The organism is Actibacterium sp., assembly GCF_055134745.1.
In genome coordinates this window covers 13,415-35,038 of sequence record NZ_JBSRVX010000049.1, presented here as the reverse complement: position 1 = coordinate 35,038, position 21,624 = coordinate 13,415, and the positions used below count along the sequence as shown (strand labels likewise).

21 protein-coding genes are annotated in these 21,624 nt (G+C 63.3%); 9 read left to right on the top strand and 12 right to left on the bottom strand.

The window, feature by feature from the left end; translation table 11 throughout:
* On the bottom strand, nucleotides 1-703 hold a 703-nt coding region (gene purC / locus ACTCHC_RS10295), incomplete at its 3' end, for a phosphoribosylaminoimidazolesuccinocarboxamide synthase (protein WP_463022402.1).
* A gap of 270 nt (nucleotides 704-973) precedes the next feature.
* Between purC and ACTCHC_RS10290 the strand changes: the two genes are divergently transcribed.
* Nucleotides 974-1,288 carry a DUF1476 domain-containing protein gene (locus ACTCHC_RS10290; protein WP_463022401.1) on the top strand — a complete coding sequence of 105 codons (315 nt, stop codon included), beginning with the start codon at nucleotides 974-976 and terminating at the stop codon, nucleotides 1,286-1,288.
* A gap of 186 nt (nucleotides 1,289-1,474) precedes the next feature.
* The gene (bmt, locus tag ACTCHC_RS10285) at nucleotides 1,475-2,491 is read left to right on the top strand and encodes a betaine--homocysteine S-methyltransferase (protein WP_463022400.1); all 1,017 of its coding nucleotides are present in this window, start codon (nucleotides 1,475-1,477) and stop codon (nucleotides 2,489-2,491) included.
* A 12-nt stretch (nucleotides 2,492-2,503) separates the two neighbouring features.
* On the opposite strand, the gene ACTCHC_RS10280 is transcribed toward bmt, so the two are convergent.
* Nucleotides 2,504-3,610: a PA0069 family radical SAM protein gene (locus tag ACTCHC_RS10280; protein WP_463022399.1), complete on the bottom strand. Its 1,107-nt coding sequence runs from the start codon at nucleotides 3,608-3,610 to the stop codon at nucleotides 2,504-2,506.
* Between the two features lie 55 nt (nucleotides 3,611-3,665).
* Here ACTCHC_RS10280 and ACTCHC_RS10275 point away from each other — a divergent pair, with 55 nt between their 5' ends.
* Together ACTCHC_RS10275 and ACTCHC_RS10270 are read left to right on the top strand one after the other, a co-directional pair.
* Nucleotides 3,666-4,364: a corrinoid protein gene (locus ACTCHC_RS10275; protein WP_463022398.1), complete on the top strand. Its 699-nt coding sequence runs from the start codon at nucleotides 3,666-3,668 to the stop codon at nucleotides 4,362-4,364.
* A 73-nt stretch (nucleotides 4,365-4,437) separates the two neighbouring features.
* Nucleotides 4,438-5,064, top strand: coding sequence for a DUF1638 domain-containing protein (locus ACTCHC_RS10270; RefSeq protein WP_463022397.1), 627 nt, complete (start codon nucleotides 4,438-4,440; stop codon nucleotides 5,062-5,064).
* Here the strand turns inward: ACTCHC_RS10270 and hflX are convergent.
* The 9 genes from hflX to dusB form a co-directional block, all read right to left on the bottom strand.
* The gene (gene hflX / locus ACTCHC_RS10265; protein WP_463022403.1) at nucleotides 5,057-6,340 is read right to left on the bottom strand and encodes a GTPase HflX; all 1,284 of its coding nucleotides are present in this window, start codon (nucleotides 6,338-6,340) and stop codon (nucleotides 5,057-5,059) included. The genes ACTCHC_RS10270 and hflX overlap by 8 nt on opposite strands.
* A complete protein-coding gene (gene hfq / locus ACTCHC_RS10260; protein WP_093966744.1) occupies nucleotides 6,340-6,573 on the bottom strand; it encodes an RNA chaperone Hfq in 234 nt (77 codons plus the stop codon). Before hfq ends, hflX begins: the two co-directional genes overlap by 1 nt.
* Before the next feature lie 139 nt (nucleotides 6,574-6,712).
* On the bottom strand, nucleotides 6,713-8,233 hold the full coding sequence (locus tag ACTCHC_RS10255) for a TrkH family potassium uptake protein (protein ID WP_463022396.1): 1,521 nt from the start codon (nucleotides 8,231-8,233) through the stop codon (nucleotides 6,713-6,715).
* 7 nt (nucleotides 8,234-8,240) lie between these two features.
* Nucleotides 8,241-9,617 (bottom strand): Trk system potassium transporter TrkA, encoded by a 1,377-nt coding sequence (gene trkA, locus ACTCHC_RS10250; protein ID WP_463022395.1) that lies wholly within the window; start codon nucleotides 9,615-9,617, stop codon nucleotides 8,241-8,243.
* Nucleotides 9,618-9,675: 58 nt separating this feature from the next.
* Entirely contained in the window at nucleotides 9,676-11,091 is a 1,416-nt protein-coding gene (gene ntrX, locus ACTCHC_RS10245) for a nitrogen assimilation response regulator NtrX (RefSeq protein ID WP_463022394.1), read from the bottom strand.
* Nucleotides 11,092-11,108: 17 nt separating this feature from the next.
* The gene (locus tag ACTCHC_RS10240; RefSeq protein ID WP_463022393.1) at nucleotides 11,109-13,364 is read right to left on the bottom strand and encodes a sensor histidine kinase NtrY-like; all 2,256 of its coding nucleotides are present in this window, start codon (nucleotides 13,362-13,364) and stop codon (nucleotides 11,109-11,111) included.
* Nucleotides 13,365-13,462: 98 nt separating this feature from the next.
* Nucleotides 13,463-14,833, bottom strand: a complete 1,371-nt coding sequence (locus tag ACTCHC_RS10235) for a response regulator (protein ID WP_463022392.1) — start codon at nucleotides 14,831-14,833, stop codon at nucleotides 13,463-13,465.
* 28 nt (nucleotides 14,834-14,861) lie between these two features.
* Nucleotides 14,862-15,938, bottom strand: coding sequence for a two-component system sensor histidine kinase NtrB (locus ACTCHC_RS10230; protein ID WP_463022391.1), 1,077 nt, complete (start codon nucleotides 15,936-15,938; stop codon nucleotides 14,862-14,864).
* On the bottom strand, nucleotides 15,935-16,918 hold the full coding sequence (dusB, locus tag ACTCHC_RS10225) for a tRNA dihydrouridine synthase DusB (protein ID WP_463022390.1): 984 nt from the start codon (nucleotides 16,916-16,918) through the stop codon (nucleotides 15,935-15,937). Before dusB ends, ACTCHC_RS10230 begins: the two co-directional genes overlap by 4 nt.
* A 187-nt stretch (nucleotides 16,919-17,105) precedes the next feature.
* Here dusB and ACTCHC_RS10220 point away from each other — a divergent pair, with 187 nt between their 5' ends.
* From ACTCHC_RS10220 to ACTCHC_RS10205, 4 genes are all read left to right on the top strand, one after another.
* Nucleotides 17,106-18,242 (top strand): bifunctional 2-C-methyl-D-erythritol 4-phosphate cytidylyltransferase/2-C-methyl-D-erythritol 2,4-cyclodiphosphate synthase, encoded by a 1,137-nt coding sequence (locus tag ACTCHC_RS10220; RefSeq protein WP_463022389.1) that lies wholly within the window; start codon nucleotides 17,106-17,108, stop codon nucleotides 18,240-18,242.
* Nucleotides 18,239-18,733 carry a phosphatidylglycerophosphatase A family protein gene (locus ACTCHC_RS10215; protein WP_463022388.1) on the top strand — a complete coding sequence of 165 codons (495 nt, stop codon included), beginning with the start codon at nucleotides 18,239-18,241 and terminating at the stop codon, nucleotides 18,731-18,733. The genes ACTCHC_RS10220 and ACTCHC_RS10215 overlap by 4 nt, the downstream gene beginning before the upstream one ends.
* A complete protein-coding gene (locus ACTCHC_RS10210) occupies nucleotides 18,730-19,194 on the top strand; it encodes a CinA family protein (protein ID WP_463022387.1) in 465 nt (154 codons plus the stop codon). The genes ACTCHC_RS10215 and ACTCHC_RS10210 overlap by 4 nt, the downstream gene beginning before the upstream one ends.
* A gap of 125 nt (nucleotides 19,195-19,319) precedes the next feature.
* Nucleotides 19,320-20,498, top strand: a complete 1,179-nt coding sequence (locus ACTCHC_RS10205; RefSeq protein ID WP_463022386.1) for an ammonium transporter — start codon at nucleotides 19,320-19,322, stop codon at nucleotides 20,496-20,498.
* Between the two features lie 39 nt (nucleotides 20,499-20,537).
* Here ACTCHC_RS10205 and ACTCHC_RS10200 read toward each other — a convergent pair whose 3' ends face one another.
* On the bottom strand, nucleotides 20,538-20,996 hold the full coding sequence (locus ACTCHC_RS10200) for a type II toxin-antitoxin system RatA family toxin (RefSeq protein WP_463022385.1): 459 nt from the start codon (nucleotides 20,994-20,996) through the stop codon (nucleotides 20,538-20,540).
* Between the two features lie 68 nt (nucleotides 20,997-21,064).
* Here ACTCHC_RS10200 and hpt point away from each other — a divergent pair, with 68 nt between their 5' ends.
* A complete protein-coding gene (gene hpt, locus ACTCHC_RS10195; protein ID WP_463022384.1) occupies nucleotides 21,065-21,613 on the top strand; it encodes a hypoxanthine phosphoribosyltransferase in 549 nt (182 codons plus the stop codon).
* The last annotated feature ends 11 nt before the right edge of the window (nucleotides 21,614-21,624 follow it).

Below are 21,624 nucleotides of genomic sequence, written 5' to 3'. Positions count from 1 at the left end.
GGCGTGCGACCTCGGTATAGGCGTCGGTCAGGCTGCCCAGATCGCGGCGGAACACGTCCTTGTCCAGCTTCTGGCCGGTCTTGATATCCCACAGCCGGCAGCTGTCCGGGCTGATCTCGTCGGCCACGACAAGGCGCATGAAATCGCCATCATAGATCCGGCCGACCTCGATCTTGAAATCGACCAGCTTGATACCGACGCCATACATGATTCCCGACAGGAAATCGTTCACGCGCAAGGCCAGTGCGACGATATCGTCCAGATCCTGCTGGCTGGCCCAGCCGAAGGCCACGATATATTCCTCGGGCACCAGCGGATCGCCCAGCTTGTCGTCCTTATAGGAAAACTCGATGATCGGGCGCGGCAGCGGCGCGCCCTCCTCCATGCCCAGACGCTTGGCCATCGACCCTGCGGCATAGTTGCGCACGATGATTTCCAGCGGAATGATCTCGACCGCGCGGATCAGCTGTTCGCGCATGTTGATGCGGCGGATGAAATGCGTGGGCACGCCGATGGCGTTCAGTCCGGTCATGAAAAACTCGCTCAACCGGTTGTTCAGCACACCCTTGCCTTCGATCGTGGCGCGCTTTTCAGCGTTGAACGCGGTGGCGTCATCCTTGAAATACTGTACATATGTGCCCGGCTCGGGGCCTTCATACAGGATCTTCGCCTTGCCCTCATAGATTTTCTTGCGACGTGCCATGCGAAACTCCGATCCCGGACCGCGCGGCCCGTCTTTGGCCTCTCATATGCCAAGGCGTGATCCGGGGCAAGATGAAGGGCGATCCCGGTCCTGTCATCTTCTTGGCACAAATACTCATCTTTTGCCCGCCAGTTCCGCGAACTTGCGGCCTGGGCCCTGCCGCAACCGCAATCCACGTCAATCCGCGCCAATTCGCGCGCGCGGCCTCTAGGCATGACCTGCGCTTTGGCCTAAAACCCATCCCGACAGGATTCAGGAGGGCCAAGGCCAATGACCACGTTCGACGATCGCGAAAGCGCGTTTGAAAACAAGTTCGCCCATGACGAGGAAATGAAATTCAAGGCCCAGGCCCGCGCCAACAAGCTGGTTGGCCTGTGGGCTGCCGGATTGCTGGGCAAGACCGGCGAGTCGGCGGATGCCTATGCCAAAGAGGTCGTGCTGGCCGATTTCGAAGAAGCCGGCCATGAAGATGTCTATCGCAAGCTGGCCGCCGATCTGGGCGACAAGGCGGACGAGGCGACCATCCGCACCAGGATGGTCGAATGTCTGGCCCTGGCCAAGTCCCAGTTGATGACCGAGATCTGATCAACCGACCGAGCGCGCGACGCACGCCGGACAAACGGCAAGCCCGACCGGGAATTCCCCCTATATGCGGGGAATTCAACATCATTATGATGAATAAGCGTTTGCGCATGGGGGCCGATCATGGCACCTGTCAGCGCGAACCGCGGCTTTGGCCGCCTTTTTGCCGTTTCCGAAAGGATGCCGAGAATGACCAACGCCCTGTCCCGCCTTCTGGAAACCCGTGACTGGCTGATGGCCGATGGCGCCACCGGCACCAATCTGTTCAACATGGGGCTGTCTTCGGGCGATGCGCCAGAATTGTGGAATGTGGACGAGCCCGAAAAGATCAAGGCGCTCTATCGCGGCGCGGTCGATGCCGGGTCGGACATCTTTCTGACCAATACCTTTGGCGGCAATGCGAGCCGCCTGAAACTGCACAGCGCGCAAAAGCGGGTGCGCGAATTGAACCGCGTCGCCGCCGAACTTGGGCGCGATGTTGCTGATGCCTCTGGCCGCACGGTCGTCGTGGCCGGGTCGGTCGGTCCGACGGGCGAGATCATGCAGCCGATGGGGCCGCTGTCCTATGCCCAGGCGGTCGAGATGTTCCACGAACAGGCCGAGGGGCTGAAAGAAGGCGGCGCCGATGTTCTGTGGGTCGAAACCATATCCGCCCCCGACGAATACAAGGCCGCCGGCGAGGCCGCGCGCCTGGCCGGAATGCCCTGGTGCGGCACGATGAGCTTTGACACCGCCGGGCGCACGATGATGGGCATCACCTCGTCGGGCATGGCCGAACTGGTGGCCAAGCTGCCCTATCCGCCGCTGGCCTTTGGCGCCAATTGCGGCGTCGGCGCGTCGGATCTGTTGCGCACGGTTCTGGGCTTTGCCGCCGCGGGGTCCGAGGTTCCGATCATCGCCAAGGGCAATGCCGGTATCCCCAAATATCACGACGGCCATATCCATTACGATGGCACACCGGCCTTGATGGCGGATTATGCCGTGCTGGCCCGCGATTGCGGCGCCACCATCATCGGCGGCTGCTGCGGCACCACGCCCGAACATCTGCGCGCGATGCGCGAGGCGCTGGAAACCCGTCCGCGCGGCCCGCGCCCCAGCCTGGAAGAAATCACCGCGCGGCTGGGCGGCTTTTCGTCCTCGTCCGACGGCACGGGCGATGACGAAAACGCACCGGCCCGTATTCGCCGCCGCCCAAAGCGGGGATAGGCCGCGCCGATGTCACAGCAGCGACAGTTGATCGCCGGGGCGCGGCGGTACGCGGAACTGGCCGCAATCCAGGGCCGGGCGGGTGCTGTCCAGGCCCAGCCGCCGGGCCGCAACAGCGAAACGCGCGGCGATCATGCGGGCGTAATGCCCCTGCCCGCGCATCCGCTTGCCCCATTCGGCCGAATAGTCGCGCCCGTCATGCATTTCGCGCAGCCGCGCCATGACACGTGCGGCGCGGTCGGGATGATGCACCGCCAGCCAGTCCTGGAACAGCGGCGACACCTCGCGCGGCAGGCGCAGCATGATCCAGCTTGCCGCCACCGCGCCGGCATCGCGCCCGGCGGTCAGGATCGCTTCCAGCTCATGATCGCTCAGCCCCGGGATCATGGGCGAGGCCATGATCCGCGTTTCAACGCCCGCATCGGCCAAGGCCCGGATCACCGCCAGACGGCGGTCGGGCGCGGGGGCGCGCGGCTCCATCGCGCGCGACAGCTTGCGGTCCAGCGTGGTGACGGAAATACCGACGCGCACCAGATTGGCCCGCGCCAGTTCGCCCAGAATATCCAGATCGCGTTCGATCAGCGTGCCCTTGGTCACGATGGCGACCGGATGACGATGATCCAGCAGCACCTGCAAGATGCGGCGCATGATCTGGTGGTTTTTCTCGATCGGCTGATAGGGGTCGGTATTGGTGCCGATGGCCAGCGGGCGCACCCGATAGGACGGTTTGCGCAATTCATCCGCCAGCACATCCGGCGCGGTTGGACGGGCGATCAGCCGGGTCTCAAAGTCCAGCCCCGGCGACAGGCCCAGATAGGCGTGACTGGGCCGGGCAAAGCAATAGATGCAGCCATGTTCGCAGCCCCGATAGGGGTTGATCGACCGGTCAAACGGCAGATCGGGGCTTTGGTTATAGCTGATCACGCTGCGCGGGCGTTCAATGGCCACCTCGGTGCGCAGCATCGGCTGATCGTCGTCGCGCGACCAGCCATCATCGACCGCGACGCGGCCGTAAGGTTCGAACCGGCCAGTATCATTGCTGGCGGCGGCGCGGCCCCGGCGGCGGTCGGGCGGAATGGCGGGTATTTCGACATCGGACATGGAACGAATATAGAACATCGGCAAGGGCCGCGCCAGCGTTTTGCGCGCCCTGCCCCAGAAAGGGAATTTTGACATGGCGGACGAAGAAGAGATCATCCTGGCCGAATTGCCCGATGACGAACTGGTTCTTCAGATGATGGATGACCTTTATGACGGGCTGAAAGAGGAAATAGAGGACGCCGTGAACATCCTGCTGGATCGCGGCTGGACACCCTATGACATCCTGACCAAGTCGCTGGTCGCCGGCATGACCGTGGTCGGCAATGATTTCCGCGACGGCATCCTGTTCGTGCCCGAGGTTCTGCTGGCCGCACAGGCGATGAAGGCGGGCATGGCGATCCTGAAGCCGCTGCTGGTGGAAACCGGCGCGCCCAAGATGGGCAAGATGGTGATCGGCACCGTCAAGGGCGATATCCACGACATCGGCAAGAACCTGGTCGGCATGATGATGGAAGGCGCGGGATTCGAGATCATCGACCTGGGCATCAACAACCCGGCCGAGGATTACATCGCCGCCCTTGAACGCGAAGGCGCGGATATTCTGGGCATGTCGGCGCTGCTGACCACGACCATGCCCTATATGAAAACCGTGATCGACCAGTTGACCCAGATGGGCAAGCGCGGCGATTATATCGTTCTGGTCGGCGGCGCGCCGCTGAACGAGGAATTCGGCCGCGCCATTGGCGCGGATGCCTATTGCAAGGACGCCGCCGTGGCGGTGGAAACCGCCAAGGCGATGATGGCGCGGCGGCACAATCAGGTGGCGGGCTGAAAAATCTTCCCGAAGATTTTTAAAGGGTAAGAATTTTCGGGAAAATTCTTCCGGCCACGCCGGGGTGATCGACATGGATGACACGCTTTTGACCCATGACGGCCTGTCCCTGCCCGCGCCGCAGGGCCGTATCCTGCTGCTGGCCTGTGGGGCACTGGGGCGCGAGATTCTGGCGCTGATCCGGGCCAATGGCTGGACGCATCTGTCGCTGCACTGCTTGCCCGCGATCCTGCACAACACGCCCGACCGGATCGTGCCGGCGGTGCGCGCCGCCATCGCCCAGCATCGCGACCACTATGACGACATCTTTGTCGTCTATGCCGATTGCGGCACCGGCGGCGGGCTGGCCGCCGCCTGCGCCGAGATGGGGGTGGGCATGGTCGAGGGGCCGCATTGCTATGCGTTTTACGAAGGTGTCGCCGATTTCGCCGCGCGGGACGAGGCGACAGCCTTTTACCTGACCGATTTTCTGGTGCGCCAGTTCGATGCCTTCGTCTGGCGACCGCTGGGGCTGGACCGGCACCCGCAGTTGCGCGATGCCTATTTCGGAAATTATACCAAACTGGTCTATCAGGCCCAGACCGACGATGCAGGCCTGACCGAACAGGCGCGGGCCTGTGCCGACCGGCTGGGCCTGGCGTTTGAACGCCGGTTCACCGGCTATGGTGATCTGCAAACCACCCTTGGCGCGCTTACATGAAGCTGAATTTTTCCGCCTGCCGCGCCGTCCACAGCACGCTCAGCCGATAGCCGGTTTCGGTCTGTTCCTCGGCCTCGACCACGCCTTGGTCGAACAGCCAGGCCCGGCGGCGGCCGTCCGAAAAGCTCAGATCAAGGGTCTGGCGCATCCGCACATCGGTCATCGCATCCGACATCGCCTCCAGCAGGCGCGGGATGCCTTCGCCGGTCAGGGCGGAAATGGCAAAGATCGTCGGTTCGCGGTCGGCCTTGACCGTCACCGCGTCATGGCGGTCGGGCGGCACCGCGTCGATCTTGTTCCACAGTTCGAACTGCGGTGTCTCGGCTTTCACGCCAAGGCTGGTCAGGATGCTGCGCACCTCGGTGGCCTGGGCTTCGGTATCGGGATGCGAGATATCGCGCACATGACAGATCAGATCGGCCGACAGCACCTCTTCCAGCGTGGCGCGAAAGGCCGCGACCAATTGGTGCGGCAGGTCGGAAATGAAGCCGACCGTATCAGACAGGATGATCTTCAACCCCGAGGGCAGCACCACCCCGCGCATGGTCGGATCGAGCGTGGCAAAGAGCATGTCTTCGGCCATCACCTCGGCCCCGGTCATCCGGTTGAACAGCGTCGATTTGCCCGCATTGGTATAGCCGACCAAGGCGACGACCGGAAAGGGAACCTTGTCGCGGGCGGCGCGGTGCAGTTCTCGGGTCTTGGCGACCTTGGCCAGTTGCTTTTTCAGCCGCACGATCTGTTCGTCGATGGCGCGGCGGTCAGCCTCTAGCTGGGTTTCGCCGGGGCCGCCGACAAAGCCAAGCCCGCCGCGCTGGCGTTCCAGGTGGGTCCAGGCGCGCACCAGCCGCGTGCGCTGATAGGACAGCGCCGCCAGATCGACCTGCAGCACGCCTTCGCGGGTGCGGGCGCGGTCGGCGAAGATTTCCAGAATCAGCCCGGTGCGGTCCAGCAGCTTGACCTGCCATTCCTTTTCCAGATTGCGTTGCTGCACCGGCGTCACATGGCCATCGACCAGCACCAGTTCGACCTCGGCCGCTTTCATCGCCGCGCCAATCTCGGCGATCTTGCCCGATCCGAACAGCCAGCCCGCCCGCAACTTGGCCAGCGGCACGATCTGCGATCCGACCACCTGCAACCCCGGCAGGGCCGCAGCCAGGGCAACGGCCTCTTGCAGCGCAGGCTTGGCTGGCCGGCGGGCGCGATCGGATGCGATGTCGGGGTGCAGCACCCAGGCCCGTGTGGGCGTGGGCGTGTGGTCTTCAAAGCCCGTAATTATTCCTCACCATCATACAGGTTGATCGGCTGAGACGGCATGATGGTAGAAATCGCATGTTTGTAAACAAGCTGCGACTGGCCATCGCGGCGCAGCAGCACACAAAAATTGTCAAACCATGTGATCACGCCTTGCAGCTTGACCCCGTTGATCAAGAAAATCGTTACCGGAACCTTGGTCTTGCGGACGTGATTCAGAAACGCGTCCTGAAGGTTCTGTTTGTCGGCAGCCATTATTTTTATTGCCTTTATCAGTTGTCGACACCCTGCAAGGGTATCCCTGTTCACTTATTGCCACGACTATGTAATGAGCCTGCCGGAGATTCCAGCCCAAAATCACCACGGCAAAGGCAAAGATTTCGCATCTGCGGCATTACTGCCGCCAGAATTCTGGGTTCAGCAGCGCGATGATCGCCAGCGTTTCCAGCCGCCCCACGACCATCGCCACCGCGATGATCGCCTTGCCGGCCGCGGTCAGTTCCTCGAAACTGATCGGGTGTTCGCCCGCCACCGCCGCCAGCGGGCCGGTGGTCGACAGCGCGGCAACGGCCAGGATGGTCACGTCCTCGAACCCCAGCCCGGTCAGCGACAGCGCCGACATCACCACCGCCAGGCTGAGCGCGAACAGCATGAAGGCGATCCAGGCGACATAGGCGCCCTGACGGCGGATATGTCGGGCAAAGCGGCCCGATCCGCCCACCGATGACGGATGCACCAGCTTTTCCATCTCGCGCATGCCATGCTTGTACAGCGCATAGACCCGCAGCAGCTTGACCCCGCCCGCCGTGGTCGCCACCCCACCCCCCACCAGCGCCAGCCCCAGCAGAACCAGCCCCGGCGTGGGCAGGCCCGACCAGGCGCGGGCCTCGTCCCAGTCGGCCGAAATGAAGCCGGTGGTGCTCAGAAATGAGAACACCGAGAATACGCTGCCCCACAGCGCGTGCAAGGCGGCGGACAGGTTCCGGGTATCGTTCACCTCATAGGCGCCCACCCAGTGGCGGATGAACAGCAGGGTCGGCACGATGGCCACGCAAAGGATGCCCATGCCGAATTCTGGATCCCTGCGCAATTGCCGCCAACCGCCCTGACGCGGATCCGGCGCGAAGGTCCGGCGAGACAATGCAAAGATGAAGAACAGGAATATGATCGCTTCGCCGCCGATGCCGGTCTTGCCGCCCGCAACCCCGCCCACGGGAGAAATGCCGCTGCTGGCCAGCGTCGACATCGCGTGACAGATACCCACCAGCGCCGTTTCGCCCGCCAGCACCAGCAGCACCCATAACAGGCCGGTCAGCCCGGCATAGATCGGCGCAAAGCGCAGGCTGTATCGCATCAGCCGCTCACGCGGGTCGATGGTGCGCGCGCCGGCCATCTGGCCGGTAACAGCGCCCCGGCCGATGGTTTCAGATGAAATCACCTCGAACCCGCCCAGATTCATCGGGGCCAGAATGGCAATCGCCATGACCCAGACGAAAAACCCGCCCAGCCAGCCGACCAGCGCCCGCCACAGATGCACCGAAGGCGCCAGCCGTGCCGGATCATCGAACAAGGTCGCGCCTGTCGTGGTCAGGCTGGACACCATTTCGAACCAGGCATTCATCAGCGTCGTATCGCGCACCGATTCGACAAAGGGCACGGCCAGCATCAGCGGCAGCGCCCCGAAAAACAACGGCAACGCCAGCAGATGGCTGCGTGTCAGGTTGCGCGACCGGTTGTGATACATGGCGATGGCCAGCAGAACGACCAGAAACAGGAACTCTGCCCCGCTGTAGAAAAAGCTGCGCGCCGTCAGCCAGTCACGCACCGCCAGCGCATGCATGGCCGGTACGAACATCGCCGCCGCGCCCAGCCCCATCAGGATCACGACCAGCGGTATGTTCAGCAGCACCCGCATCAGCGCGTCAGAAAAAGTCGATGGAGACCTGCAGCAGGCGCTCCACTTCGGGGACATCCGCGCTGAGGCTGAACAGGGCGATCACGTCGCCTTCCTCGATACGGGTCTGGGCTTCGGGGCGGATCACCTTGTTGCCCTTGCGCACGGCGCCCACCAGAACGCCTTCGGGAAATTCGATGTCGCGGATCATCCGGCCGGCAATGGGCGAGGTGGACAGAACCTGCGCCTCGATCACCTCGGCCTCGGCATCGCCGATGGAATAGACCCCGCGCACCCGGCCATGGCGGATATGGCGCAGGATCGAGCTGACAGTGGTGGCGCGCGGGTTGATATACGCATCAATCCCCAGCGGCCCCATCAGCGGCACCAGTGTGGGATCATTGACCAGGCAGATCGCCATCGGACAGCCCGCCGCCTTGGCACGCACGGCGGCCAGCATGTTGGTCTTGTCATCGTCCGTGACCAGCAACACCGCATCGGCGCGGTCGATATTGGCCTCGGTCAGCAGGGCCATATCCATGCCGTCGCCGTTCAAAACGATGGTGCGTTCCAGCGCATCAGCCGCGATCTCGGCCTGGGGGCGGCTTTTCTCGATCACCTTGGCGCGGATGCGGTTCACCCGGCTTTCCAGTTCGCGCGCGACGGCCAACCCGACATTGCCCCCGCCGATGATCACCACGCGCTCTTGCTTCTTGACGATCTTGCCGAAGATTTCCATCGTTCGGTCCACGTCTTCGACATGTGAAAAGACATAGACCTGATCGCCGGGGAAAAGCTGATCGCCCGGTGCCGGGGCAAACAGGCGGCCGTCGCGGCGCACGCCCACCACGATGGTGCGCAGGGTGGAAAACAGATCGGTCAACTGGCGCAGCGGCGTGTTCACCACCGGGCAATCATCGTCCAGCTGAATTCCCAGCAACTGTGCCTTGCCATCCATGAAGCTTTCAGTGTCGAAGGCCGACGGGGCCGCCAGGCGCTGCAGCGCGGCCTCGGCCACCTCGCGTTCGGGCGATATCACCACGTCGATGGGCAGATGGTCGCGGCGATACAGGTCGGAATAAATCGCCGTCAGATAGCTTTGCGCCCGCAGGCGCGCGATCTTGCGCGGAATGGCGAACACGGAATGGGCCACCTGACAGGTGACCATGTTCACCTCGTCCGAATGGGTGGCGGCGATGATCATGTCGGCATCGCGCGCGCCGGCCTGATCCAGAATATCAGGATATGACGCAAATCCCGCCACCCCCTGCACATCCAGCGTATCCATCGCCCGGCGCACCAGTTCGGCGTTGTTGTCCACGACGGTCACGTCGTTCTTTTCGTTCGCCAGATGGCGGGCGATCTGCCAGCCCACCTGGCCCGCGCCGCAGATGATGACCTTCATGTCCGTGCCCCATTGCCTTGCTTCGCCAACCCTTGGCAGAAGCTGCCCGAGGGGTCAATCACACCTCTTCCTCGTCGTCGTCTTCGATATGGGCAATGCGGGTGCCCGTCTTGTTGCTGGTCACGACACCCAGCGATTTCAGTTTGCGATGCAGGGCCGATCTTTCCATGCCCACAAAGGTGGCGGTGCGGCTGATATTGCCGCCAAAGCGGTTGATCTGCGTCAGCAGGTATTCCCGCTCGAACAATTCGCGCGCCTCGCGCAGGGGCAATGTGGCCAGCCCCCCCGACAGGATCACGCGGCCGTCTTCCTCGGCGCCATCGCCAGCCGGACCGGGCAGTTCGCGTGCCTCGATTGCACCGGCACCCTCGCCCAGGATCAGAACCCGTTCGATGACATTCTTCAACTGGCGCACATTGCCGGGCCATTGCATCGTCTGCAGCAGCGCTAGCGCCTCGTCCGACAGGCCGCGCAGCGGCAGGCCCTGCGTCTGATTGAAGGTTTCGACGAAATAGGCGACCAGTTCGGGGATGTCCTCGCGCCGTTCGTCCAGCGGCGGCACGGCGATGGGCACCACATTCAGCCGGTGATACAGTTCCTGCCGGAATTTCCCCAGCGCGATTTCCGTCCGCAAATCGCGGTTGGTCGAGGATATCACCCGCAGATCGACCCGCACATTGCTGTTGCCACCCACGCGTTGAAACTGCTGATCGACCAGCACGCGCAGGATCTTTGACTGGGTGCCCAGCGGCATGTCGGCGATTTCGTCGAAATACAGAACCCCGCCATTGGCCTGCTCCAGCAATCCCGGCTCTATCCCGCGATCGGCGCGTTCACGGCCAAACAGCACTTCCTCCATGTTGTCGGGGTCGATCGAGGCCGAATTGACCGTCACGAACGGGCCGCTATCCCGGCTGGAATTGCTGTGGATATAGCGGGCGGCCAGTTCCTTGCCCGACCCGGCCGGGCCGGTCAGCATGACGCGGCTGTTCGATTTCGTGACCTTGTCCAGATTGGCTTTCAACGCCTTGAAGGCCGATCCGGACCCAACCATGCGCGACGACGTAACATCGCGCCGGCGCAGTTCCAGGTTTTCGCGCCGCAACCGCGAGGCCTCCATCGCGCGGCGGATCACCACCAGCAGCTGATCAATATTGAACGGCTTTTCGATGAAGTCATAAGCGCCCTGCTTGATCGCGGCCACCGCGATTTCGATATTGCCATGCCCCGAAATGATGACAATCGGAATATCCCGGTTGTCGCGCTTGACGGTCGACAGGATGTCGATGCCGTCCATATTGCTGTCCTTGAGCCAGATATCGAGGATCAGCATCGCGGGCGGTTCGCTGTTGATCGCGGCCATGCATTCGTCGGAATTTGCGGCCAGGCGGGTCGTATAGCCCTCGTCGCGCAGAATATCCGAAATCAGTTCCCTAATGTCGCGTTCGTCGTCGACGATCAGAATATCGCCCATTGCTCGGTCCTCTTTTTTCATTCCGCCACGGCCTTGGCCGGCCACTGCGCCGCCGCAGCCAGCGGCAGTCGTATTTCGGCCTGTGCACCGTGGTGGTGGTTACCTTCAAAAATGGCGGCATCGGTCAAAACCAATGTGCCACCATGCTCCTCGATAATCTTCTTGACGATGGGCAGGCCCAGCCCGGTGCCCTTGTCGCGCGTCGTGACATAGGGTTCGAACAGGCGCGCGCGATCCTCGGGCAGGCCGATACCGTTATCGGCGATGCGGATCACGGCCTGATCGCCCTCGACCGTCAGCGCAACCCGCATCTGCGGGCGATATCCATCCGGCGCACCGGTTTCGATCAGGGTCTCGGTCGCCTCGCCGCCATTCTTGATAAGATTGGTCAGGGCCTGCCCGATCATCGTGGCGTCCAGATTGACCAGAACCTGACCATCGGGCAGATCGGTGACGAATGCCACGCCCGGCTGTCCGCTTTCCTGCAACAGGACGGCATCGCGCACCAGCGCGGCCAGATCGGCGGGCTTGCGATCTGGTTCGGGCATTCGGGCGAATTTTGAAAACTCGTCCACGATACGGCGCAGATCGCCGGTCTGGCGGATGATGACATCGGTATACTGGTCCAGCAGCCCGGCCTCATCGCCGACAATCGGGCGAAACTTGCGCTTGAGCCGCTCGGCCGACAACTGAATCGGGGTCAGCGGGTTCTTGATCTCATGCGCGATGCGCCGGGCCACATCGCCCCAGGCGGCCATGCGCTGGGCGCTGACCAGTTCGGTCACATCGTCAAACGCCACCACATAGCCTTCGGGCGCGCCATCGGCATTGCGCCGCGTGGCGATCCGCACCAGCAGGCTTTCCAGTTTGCCGCGGCGGGTCAGGCGCAGCTCTTCCTGCGCGGTTTCGGCCCCCTTGGCATGCAGGCGCGCAAACAGCGGCGTGAATTCCGGCACGGCATCGCCCAGCGGGCTGCCCTGATCGCGGGTCTCGTCCAGATCCAGCAGGCGCAGGGCCGAACGGTTCATGAAATCCAGCCGCCCTTCGGTATCCAGCCCGATCACCCCGGCCGTTACCGACCCCAGAACGGAATCGAACAGCCGGCGCCGGTCTTCGATCTGGCGGTTGTTTTCCAGCAGGGTCGTGCGCTGGCGTTTCAACTGGCGCGTCATCTGGTTGAACATCCGTCCCAGCATGGCGATTTCATCGTCGCCGCGTTCCTCGATCACGCGCACGTCCAGATCACCCGCACCGACCCTTTGTGCAGCCCCCGCCAGCCGGCCCACCGGCCGGGCCAGGCTTTCGGCCACCCACAACCCGAACCAGATCGCCGCCAGAATGATGATCAGCGCGAATCCGATATAAAGCAGCCCGAATTCGAACAGCAGCCGCCCGCGTTCGCTTTCAAGCTGTTGATAGAATTTCGCGGTTTCCTGCGTGCTGTCCAGCAGGTTCAGGATATCGCCATCGACGCTGCGCGACACATACAGATACCTGTCAACCTGGGCCTGCAGCTTGACCAGCGCGCGAAATTCGTCGTTGTCCCAGTCCTGTATCAGAACCGTTTCACCCTGTGCGGCGCGGCGCAGGGCCTCCTCCGAGGGGCGTTCGTAATCAAACAGATATGACCGTTCGCCGCGCACGCTGATATCGCCAGCCGCGTCGATCACATAGGCCTCTTTCAGGCCGCGCTGAACCTGGGCCTGGGCTGATCCCAGCCGCTGGCGCAATTCGCCATCAGACACGACCCAGAAGACACCGCGGGTCTGGTCCAGATAATTGGCCACGGCAGTTACATCGGCGATCAGGTCCTGGCGATGCTCGGCCTCATATGCCTCGGCCGCCTCCAGCGACGAACCCACGACCTGGCGCACCCGGTCCGAAAACCAGCCCTCCAGCCCGGTATTGACCGTGACCACGGCAAAAACGGCCACCAGAACGGTCGGGATCAGCGCGATCAGCGCGAAAATACCGGTCAGCCGAAGGTGCAGCTGCGAACCCGCTGAACGCCGGCGGCGGGCGGCGATCATCTGCACGACGCGATACATCACCAGCGCCGCGACCACCAGGATATAGACTAGATCGCACAGGATGACCGTGCGCAGCCAGCCCGACGAAGCCCCCTGATCGAGCGGGCCCAACATCAGGAAGGTCGCCAGGGCCAGCAATGGCCCAAGGATGCCCAGACCCAGCGTCGCGGCGTTCTGAACGCGCCGCTGTCGGCGCAACCGCGCCAGAAGGTCCCAGGTTGCGCTCGGCGCGGGGCTTCGCACTACCAGCCTCTTACAATTGTGCCTGAACAGGCGACTTACACAAGATATCGTGGCGCACCTTTCCGACAAGGCCGGTGCGACACGGCGATGTTGCCGTTTTACATCAACTTGCGACGGCGTGTCACGCGAATATCAAGGTCGGTGATCTTCTTGCGCAAAGTATTGCGGTTGATTCCCAGAAGATCGGCGCATTTCGCCTGATTTCCACCCGATGCTTCCAGCGCGATCTCGATCAGGGGCATCTCGATTTCGCGCAGGATGCGCCCATACAGGCCCGGCGGCGGCAGAACGCCGCCATGCAGATCGAAATAACGCCGCAGATGCTTGTAGACCGAGGCCGACAGTTTCTCGCCCTCGCCCCCGCCAACCAGCGGTTCGATCTCGGGCTGATTACCCAGAATCTGCTCTACCTCGGCGCGGCGGATGGTGGTTTCCGAACTGGTCACGACAAGGCGGCGGATGGTGTTTTCCAGCTGGCGCACATTGCCCGGCCAGCTATAGGCGCGGATCAGTTCGAACGCATCGGGCGAAAAGCGGCGCAGCGACAGCCCGTCGCGTTCGGCGCGCGCCAGAAAATGTTCGGCCAGCAGCGGGATGTCGTCGACCCTTTCGCGCAGGGCCGGCACATTCACGGTGACGCCCGACAGCCGATAGAACAGATCCTGGCGAAAGGCGCCCTCTTCCATGCGGCTGGTCAGGTCGGTCTGGCTGGTGGCCATGATGCGCGGGGCGTTGTCGGACAGCGCGTCCAGCATCCGCACGATGCGCGCCTGGGCTTCGGGCGACAGGTCGCTGACCTCGTCAAACAGGATCGACCCGCCGCGCGCCCGCGACAACAGCTCTGACGGGCCATCCATCCCCATCAGGTCACTGGCCGAGGCGGTGACAAACGGCAGGCCGCGCCGATCGGAAAAATCGTGTATGGCGCGGGCGATCAGCGACTTGCCGGTGCCGCTTTCGCCCGTGACCAGCACCGGCAGGTCGGTGTTCATCACCCGCGCCACCAGCCGATAGAGGGCCTGCATCTGTGGCGTGCGCCCGACAAGCGGCAGATCGTCGGACATCTCTGTGATCGGCTCGACCGGCTTGGGCCCCGGCAGGCGGCGCTTGGTTTCCAGCGCACGGGCCGCCCGCTTCATCAGATCGGGCAGATCGAATGGTTTGGGCAGATAATCAAAGGCCTCGGCCTCGGCGGCCTGAATCGCCGTCATGATCGTGTTCTGCGCCGAAATCACGATTACCGGCAGGCCGGGGCGTTCAAGGCTGATCTTGGGCAGCATTTCCAGCCCGTTGCCATCGGGCATGATCACGTCGGAAATGACCAGATCGCCCTTGCCCTCTTCGACCCAGCGCATCAGCGTCATCAGCGACGATGTCGCATGCACCCGGCATCCCGCGCGCGTCAGCGCCTGGGTCAGAACCGTTCGGATTGTGCGGTCATCATCAGCGACCAGAACCGTGCCATCCATCTGCTATCCTCTGGTTAAATTGGCCATGTCAGTCTTCCGCCTTGGGCGCGACCGGCAGGGAAATACGAAATACCGTGCGTCCGGGCACCGATTCGACCCCGATCAGGCCTTCGTGGTCCGAGACGATCTTTGATACCAGCGCCAGCCCCAGACCGGTGCCATTTTCGCGCCCTGATACAAAAGGTTCAAAAATCTCGCTGGCAATCTCGGGCGGCAGACCGGGGCCGTCATCGACGATTTCGATCTGCAGCGGCACCGGCTGGCCCGATCCATCCTGCCGCCGCCGCCGCAACGACAGATCATAAAAGGTGCGGATGCGGATCACACCGCCGACGCCCGAGCGCAGGCAGGCCTCGCTGGCGTTCTTCAAAAGGTTCAGGAAAACCTGCAACAACTGATCCCCATCCGCCCAGGTCGGCGGCAACGAGGGATCGTATTCCTCGATGATCATCATCTTGGCGGCAAAGCCCACCGTGGCCGATTTGCGCGCCCTGTCCAGCAGGTCGTGCAGATTGACCGCCTTGCACTGGGGCGGGCGCAGATTGCCGAACTGTTCGACCTGTTCCAGCAATTTGACGATGCGGCGACTTTCGGCGACGATCAGGTCGGTCAGTTCCAGGTCTTCGTCCTTCAGGCCCATCGACAAAAGCTGGGCCGCGCCGGTGATGCCCGCCAGCGGGTTCTTGATTTCATGGGCCAGCATTTCCGCCATGCCGATTGCCGATTTCGCCGCCGATTTCGATGACTGCGCCCGGCCCAGCCGCTCGGCGATGTCGCGCGGTGAAATCAGCAACAGCATCGTGCCGTCAGATTCGTTCAGGGGCGCGATATGCAGGTTGCATTGAATGGCGGGCTTGGGCGGGGTCGAAACCGCGATATCGTTGATGACGATCTCGGCATGGTTGTCGCGGGCACGGTCGAAGGCCTCTTCCAGCATCGCCTCGACATGCAGCTTTTCCCAGATATAGGCCCCCGCCAGCGCCCGGATCGAGCGGTTTATGAAATGCTCGGCCGCCGGGTTGATTTCGGAAAACCGGTTTTCGCGGTCAACGATGATCGCGGGCACCGGCATGGCCGTCCAGATCTTGTCGCGCGGCTTGCTCATGCGGCCAACCTGTTGTCCTGCGACAGCGCCTGCGGCAGCGCACGCAACACCTGGCCGGGGCTGTCGGATGTCAGAATCGCGCGCCGCAGCACCGCCGGGGTGCCAGCGTGATCCATATACCAGCCCAGATGCTTGCGCGCGACCCGCGCCCCCAGCGTGATCCCGTAAAAGGTCAGCATCTGCTGATAGTGTTCGGCCACCATATCGGCCAGATCCGGCCCAATGGGCGCATCGGGGGCGGCAGCCCCCGTCAGGGCCAACGCGATCTGCGCCAGCAGCCAGGGCCGCCCCTGTGCGGCACGCCCGATCATCACCCCATCGGCCCCTGACAGGACAAGCGCCTGACGCGCCGTATCGGCATCGGTGATATCGCCATTCGCGATCACCGGCACGCCGACTGCCTGTTTGACAGCGGCAATGGCGGCCCAATCGGCCTGTCCGGTGTAGAACTGGCAGCGTGTGCGCCCATGCACCGTGATCATCTGCACACCGGCCTGTTCGGCGCGAGCCGCGATTTCAGGTGCGTTGCGCCCGTCATCGTCCCAGCCCAGCCGCATCTTCAGCGTCACCGGCACATCGACCGCATCGACCACAGCCGAAATCAGCGACAAGGCATGATCCGGATCGCGCATCAGCGCCGAGCCAGACAGCCCGCTGGTGACCCGCTTGGCAGGGCAGCCCATGTTGATGTCGATGATCCGGGCGCCGTTGGCGGCAACCATGCGGGCGGCCTCGGCCATCCAGTGCGCCTCTCGCCCGGCAAGCTGAACGGCGGTGTTTTCGATCCCCAACCCCAGTTCGGCGCGGTCGCGGGTGCCCGGACGGGCATTGACGATATCCTGGCTGGCGACCATTTCGCTGACCACCAGCCCGGCCCCATAGCGCGAGACCAGGTTACGAAACGGCAAATCGGTGATTCCGGCCAATGGTGCCAGAAAAACCGGCGGCGTCAGCGCCTTGTCTGCCAGATGAATCGTCAAATGCTTAATCCTTGAGCAATTGATACAGCAGGTAAGCTTGCCCGCGCGATATTGCAATCATAAGACGACCACAAATGCGGCGCGAAAAGACAGCTGCATAATATTTGAGCGTTATTACCCCGGCCAGCACGCCGTTGCCCTGCGAGGCAGCAACGCTTAAACCGGACTGAAACCACAGCGGGGAAGCATGAACACAGCCGCGATCATCGTTGCCGCCGGGCGTGGCAGCCGCATGGGCGGCGGCATTCCCAAACAGTATCGCGCGCTGGACGGCCAACTGGTGCTGGCGCATTGCATCGCGCGTTTTGCGGCACATCCGCGTATCGGCCAGATCATCGTCGTCACCCATCCCGATGACGCGGCCCTGTTCGACATAATCGCCGCAGCCGGGGTGATCCGGGTCGATGGCGGGGCCAACCGGGACGATTCCGTGCGCGCGGGGCTGGCCGCCGTCCGGCCCCCTGCCCGCACCGTTCTGATCCATGACGGCGCGCGCCCGCTGGTATCGGCGGGCCTGATCGACCGGGTGCTGGATGCGCTGGCCGACCACCCCGGCGCGGCCCCGGCCCTGCCGGTCACCGATGCGCTGTGGCGCGGCGCGGCGGGCCGGGTGCTGGCCAGCCATCCGCGCGACGGGCTGTTCCGGGCGCAGACGCCGCAAGGCTTTGATCTGGCCGCGATCCGCGCTGCCCATGCTGCCCATCCCGGTGGCGCCGCCGATGATGTGGCCGTGGCACTGGCGGCGGGTCTTGACGTGGCCATTGTGCAGGGGGATGAGGATAACCTGAAACTGACCCATCCCGGCGATTTCGCCCGGGCAGAGCGGATCTTGCGGGGGATGCAGATGGATATTCGCACCGGAAACGGCTTTGACGTGCATAAATTCGGCCCCGGCGATGCCGTAACCCTGTGCGGCGTGACGATTGCGCACAGCCACGGGCTGGTCGGCCATTCCGATGCCGATGTGGGCATGCATGCGCTGACCGATGCGATCTATGGCGGGCTGGCCGAAGGCGATATCGGCCAGCATTTCCCGCCGTCCGACCCCCAGTGGAAAGGCGCCGACAGCGCGGTGTTTCTGCGCCATGCCGCCGAACGGGCCCGCAGCCGTGGCTTTGCGATCACCCATTGCGATGTCACGCTGATCTGCGAACACCCCAAGATCGGGCCGCATTCGGGTGCGATGCGCGCGGCGCTGGCGGCCATCATGGGCATTGATCCGGACCGCGTCAGCGTCAAGGCAACAACGTCGGAAAAACTGGGCTTTACAGGGCGCGGCGAAGGCATTGCATCAATTGCAACCGCCACGATATTGAAATCATGATACGTTTTATCACAACATTCGGATTTATCGGCCTGTTGCGCCCCGCGCCGGGCACCTGGGGGTCAGCCGTGGCCGTTGCGCTGGCGATCGTGCTGCACGGGCTGGGCGGCTTTCCCCTGCTGGCGCTGGCCACGGTTGCCGTGACCGTACTGGGTTTTTGGGCCGTCGCGCGTGACATTGCCGGGCGCGACGACAAAGACCCGTCCGAGATCGTGATAGACGAGGTCGCAGGCCAGTGGCTGGCGCTGCTGGCCCCATCCTTTGGGTTTTGGCAGGCCGGGCTGGACAGCTGGAATTTTCCCCTGCCGGGCTGGATCACCGCCTTTGTGATGTTCCGCCTGTTCGATATCTGGAAACCCTGGCTGGTGGGCTGGGCCGATCGCAAGAAGGGCGCGGTTGGCGTGATGCTGGACGATCTGATCGCGGGCGTGTTCGCCGGGCTGGTCGTCATGCTGGCGGCATTCCTGTATCACGGGGTGATCATGCGATGAACGGCGATCTTCTGGCCCTTGCCCGCGCGCGCGGCGCGATGATCGCCACCGCCGAAAGCTGCACCGGCGGGCTGATCGCGGGGGCGATCACCGATGTCGCCGGATCATCGGATATCTTCGATCGCGGCTTTGTCACCTATTCCAACGCCGCCAAGCGCGACATGCTGGGCGTGCGCGACGACACGCTGACCGCCTTTGGCGCGGTGTCCGAACCCGTTGCCCGTGAAATGGCCGATGGTGCGCTGGCCCGGTCGGCCGCCACGCTGGCGGTATCGGTCACCGGCATCGCCGGGCCGGGCGGATCGGATCACAAACCCGAAGGCCGGGTCTGTTTCGCGCTGGCGCAGGCAGGCCGCCCCACCCGCACCGAAACCGTTGATTTCGGCGCCATCGGGCGCGCAAATGTGCGCCGCGCCACGGTTGATCACGCGCTGGCGCTGTTGTGCAAGGCGCTGAGCTGAACACTGTTTTTTGTGCTTGCCCGCACAAAGACCTTTGCCAACCGCCCAGATTATTTGCATAACCCCCCGAACTGCCGAAACGGCAGGCAAAACGCCCAAAGCGGCGCGAATATGGGGGATAAGGAATGAACGGGGCTGATACCGCCTGGATATTGGTGGCCACCGCGCTGGTGCTTTTCATGACATTGCCGGGGCTTGCGCTGTTTTACGGCGGGCTGGTGCGCGCACGAAATGTGCTGAGCGTGTTCATGCAATGCTTTGCCATCGCCTGTTTGATGAGCGTGCTATGGCTGCTGGCCGGCTATTCCATCGCCTTTGGTTCTGGCGGGCCGATATGGGGCGGGTTCGGCAAGATCCTGTTGCTGGGCGTTGGCGAGGATGATCTGGCCGGCACCCTGCCCGAGATCCTGTTCTTCGCTTTCCAGATGACTTTCGCGATCATCACCCCCGCCCTGATCGTGGGGGCCTATGTTGAACGCATCGGATTTGGCTTTGTTCTTTTGTTTTCAGGGCTGTGGATGCTGATCTGCTATGCCCCGGTCACGCATTGGATCTGGGGCGGCGGGTTTCTGGCCGATGGCGGTATTTTCGGAGCCACAGGCGTGCGCGATTTCGCGGGCGGCATCGTGGTGCATGAAACCGCCGGGCTGGCCGCGCTGGTGATCGCTGTCATCCTGGGCCCGCGCCGCGACCGCCACAAGCCGCCGCACAACCCCGGTTATGTCATGATCGGCGCGGCCATGCTGTGGGTGGGCTGGTTCGGCTTCAACGGCGGCTCGCAACTGGCGGCAGATGGCGGCGCGGCGATGGCGCTGACGGTCACGCATATCTCGGCCGCCACCGCCAGCCTGAGCTGGGCCGCGTGGGAGCGTCTGAAATACGGCAAGGCGTCAATGGTTGGCCTTGTCACCGGCACCATCGCGGGGCTTGCCTCGATCACGCCGGCCTCGGGCTTTGTCGGGCCGGTGCACGCGCTGATCATCGGTGCGGTTGCCGGGGTGCTGTGCCAGGAGGCGGTGAACCTGATCCGCAACCGCCTGAAGATCGACGACACGCTGGACGTGTTCGCGGTTCATGGTATCGGCGGCATCTTCGGCACGATCATGATCGCCGCCTTCGGGCTGGGAAGCTGGGCCGCCCAGCTGGGGTCGCTGGCGATTGTGGGGCTGTTCACTGTGGTGGTCACGGTCGTTATCGCGAAGCTGGCCGCGCTGGTTGCGCCGATGCGCGTCGATGCGGAAACCGAGGAAACCGGGCTTGATCTGGCCGCGCATGGCGAACGGGCCTATGAAATAATGTCCTGACATACGCGCAGCATCCGGCCGGGAAAAACCGGCCGGATATCAGGGCTGTCCATCACCATAAAGCTGAACGGCGCGCCGCTCGAACGCCCTGACGACGCGCAACATCGCCTCGTTGAAGACGACGCCGATCACGCTTTGCAGGATGCGGTTCTTGAACTCGAAATCGACGAAGAAATCGACCTCGCAGCCGCCCTGATCCAGATCGCGGAAGGCCCAGGTCGATTTCATGTATCTGAACGGCCCATCCAGATATTCGGTGTCGATCTTGCCTGCCTCGGGCCACAGGGTGACGCGGCTGCCGAACCGTTCGCGGAACACCTTGAACGAGATCACCAGATCGGCCTCCATCACCTCGCCGCCGTCAATGGGTCTGCGCGAGCGGATACGCGCAGCCGCCGTCCAGGGCAGGAATTGCGGATAGGATGCGACATCGGCCACCAGATCATACATCTGTCTGGCGCTATAGGGCATCGTGCGTGTTTCGGAATGGGTCGGCATGGGGCATTTGTTTTGATATGGGTCAGGGGGTCATTTCCACGACGGGAACCGGAATTCAAGGGTAAGCCATGCCAGACAGACCATATGTGATCGACGAAATGATTTCCGCCAAGACAATCGCCGCCCGGGTCGAGGCCCTGGCGGCCGACATAACCGCGCATTTCGCCGATACCGACAAGCTGATCGTGGTCGGGCTGTTGCGCGGGTCGTTCGTGTTCATCGCCGATCTGGTGCGCGAATTGCGCCTGCCGGTCGAGGTCGATTTTCTGGAGGCCTCATCCTATGGCAACAGCACCCAAAGCAGCCGCGAGGTGCGTATCCTGAAAGACCTGCGCGGAGAGATCGAGGGCCGCGACGTGCTGGTGGTGGAAGATATCGTCGATACCGGCTTTACCCTGTCGCATGTGATGCACATCCTGCAGGGGCGCAAACCCAGACGGCTGGAAATTTGCGCCCTTCTGGATAAACCGGCCCGGCGCGAGGTGCCGATCAAGGCAACATGGACGGGATTTGAAATTCCCGACGAATTCGTGGTGGGCTATGGCATCGACTTTGCCCAGCGCAACCGCAACCTGCCTTATATCGGCAAGGTCCGGTTCACGCAGAATGCCGGGTGACGGGGGCAAAG

Excerpts from the sequence above, each read along its gene's own strand:
- trkA (WP_463022395.1), bottom strand. The coding sequence starts at position 9,617 with ATGAAGGTCATCATCTGCGGCGCGGGCCAGGTGGGCTGGCAGATCGCC.
- ACTCHC_RS10215 (WP_463022388.1), top strand. The coding sequence starts at position 18,239 with ATGATACGTTTTATCACAACATTCGGATTTATCGGCCTGTTGCGCCCC.
- ACTCHC_RS10200 (WP_463022385.1), bottom strand. The coding sequence starts at position 20,996 with ATGCCGACCCATTCCGAAACACGCACGATGCCCTATAGCGCCAGACAG.
- ACTCHC_RS10230 (WP_463022391.1), bottom strand. The coding sequence starts at position 15,938 with ATGAGCAAGCCGCGCGACAAGATCTGGACGGCCATGCCGGTGCCCGCG.
- ACTCHC_RS10275 (WP_463022398.1), top strand. The coding sequence starts at position 3,666 with ATGGCGGACGAAGAAGAGATCATCCTGGCCGAATTGCCCGATGACGAA.
- ACTCHC_RS10290 (WP_463022401.1), top strand. The coding sequence starts at position 974 with ATGACCACGTTCGACGATCGCGAAAGCGCGTTTGAAAACAAGTTCGCC.
- bmt (WP_463022400.1), top strand. The coding sequence starts at position 1,475 with ATGACCAACGCCCTGTCCCGCCTTCTGGAAACCCGTGACTGGCTGATG.
- ACTCHC_RS10270 (WP_463022397.1), top strand. The coding sequence starts at position 4,438 with ATGGATGACACGCTTTTGACCCATGACGGCCTGTCCCTGCCCGCGCCG.
- hfq (WP_093966744.1), bottom strand. The coding sequence starts at position 6,573 with ATGGCTGCCGACAAACAGAACCTTCAGGACGCGTTTCTGAATCACGTC.
- ACTCHC_RS10255 (WP_463022396.1), bottom strand. The coding sequence starts at position 8,233 with ATGCGGGTGCTGCTGAACATACCGCTGGTCGTGATCCTGATGGGGCTG.
- hpt (WP_463022384.1), top strand. The coding sequence starts at position 21,065 with ATGCCAGACAGACCATATGTGATCGACGAAATGATTTCCGCCAAGACA.
- ACTCHC_RS10280 (WP_463022399.1), bottom strand. The coding sequence starts at position 3,610 with ATGTTCTATATTCGTTCCATGTCCGATGTCGAAATACCCGCCATTCCG.
- ACTCHC_RS10205 (WP_463022386.1), top strand. The coding sequence starts at position 19,320 with ATGAACGGGGCTGATACCGCCTGGATATTGGTGGCCACCGCGCTGGTG.
- ACTCHC_RS10220 (WP_463022389.1), top strand. The coding sequence starts at position 17,106 with ATGAACACAGCCGCGATCATCGTTGCCGCCGGGCGTGGCAGCCGCATG.
- ACTCHC_RS10210 (WP_463022387.1), top strand. The coding sequence starts at position 18,730 with ATGAACGGCGATCTTCTGGCCCTTGCCCGCGCGCGCGGCGCGATGATC.
- ntrX (WP_463022394.1), bottom strand. The coding sequence starts at position 11,091 with ATGGGCGATATTCTGATCGTCGACGACGAACGCGACATTAGGGAACTG.
- ACTCHC_RS10235 (WP_463022392.1), bottom strand. The coding sequence starts at position 14,833 with ATGGATGGCACGGTTCTGGTCGCTGATGATGACCGCACAATCCGAACG.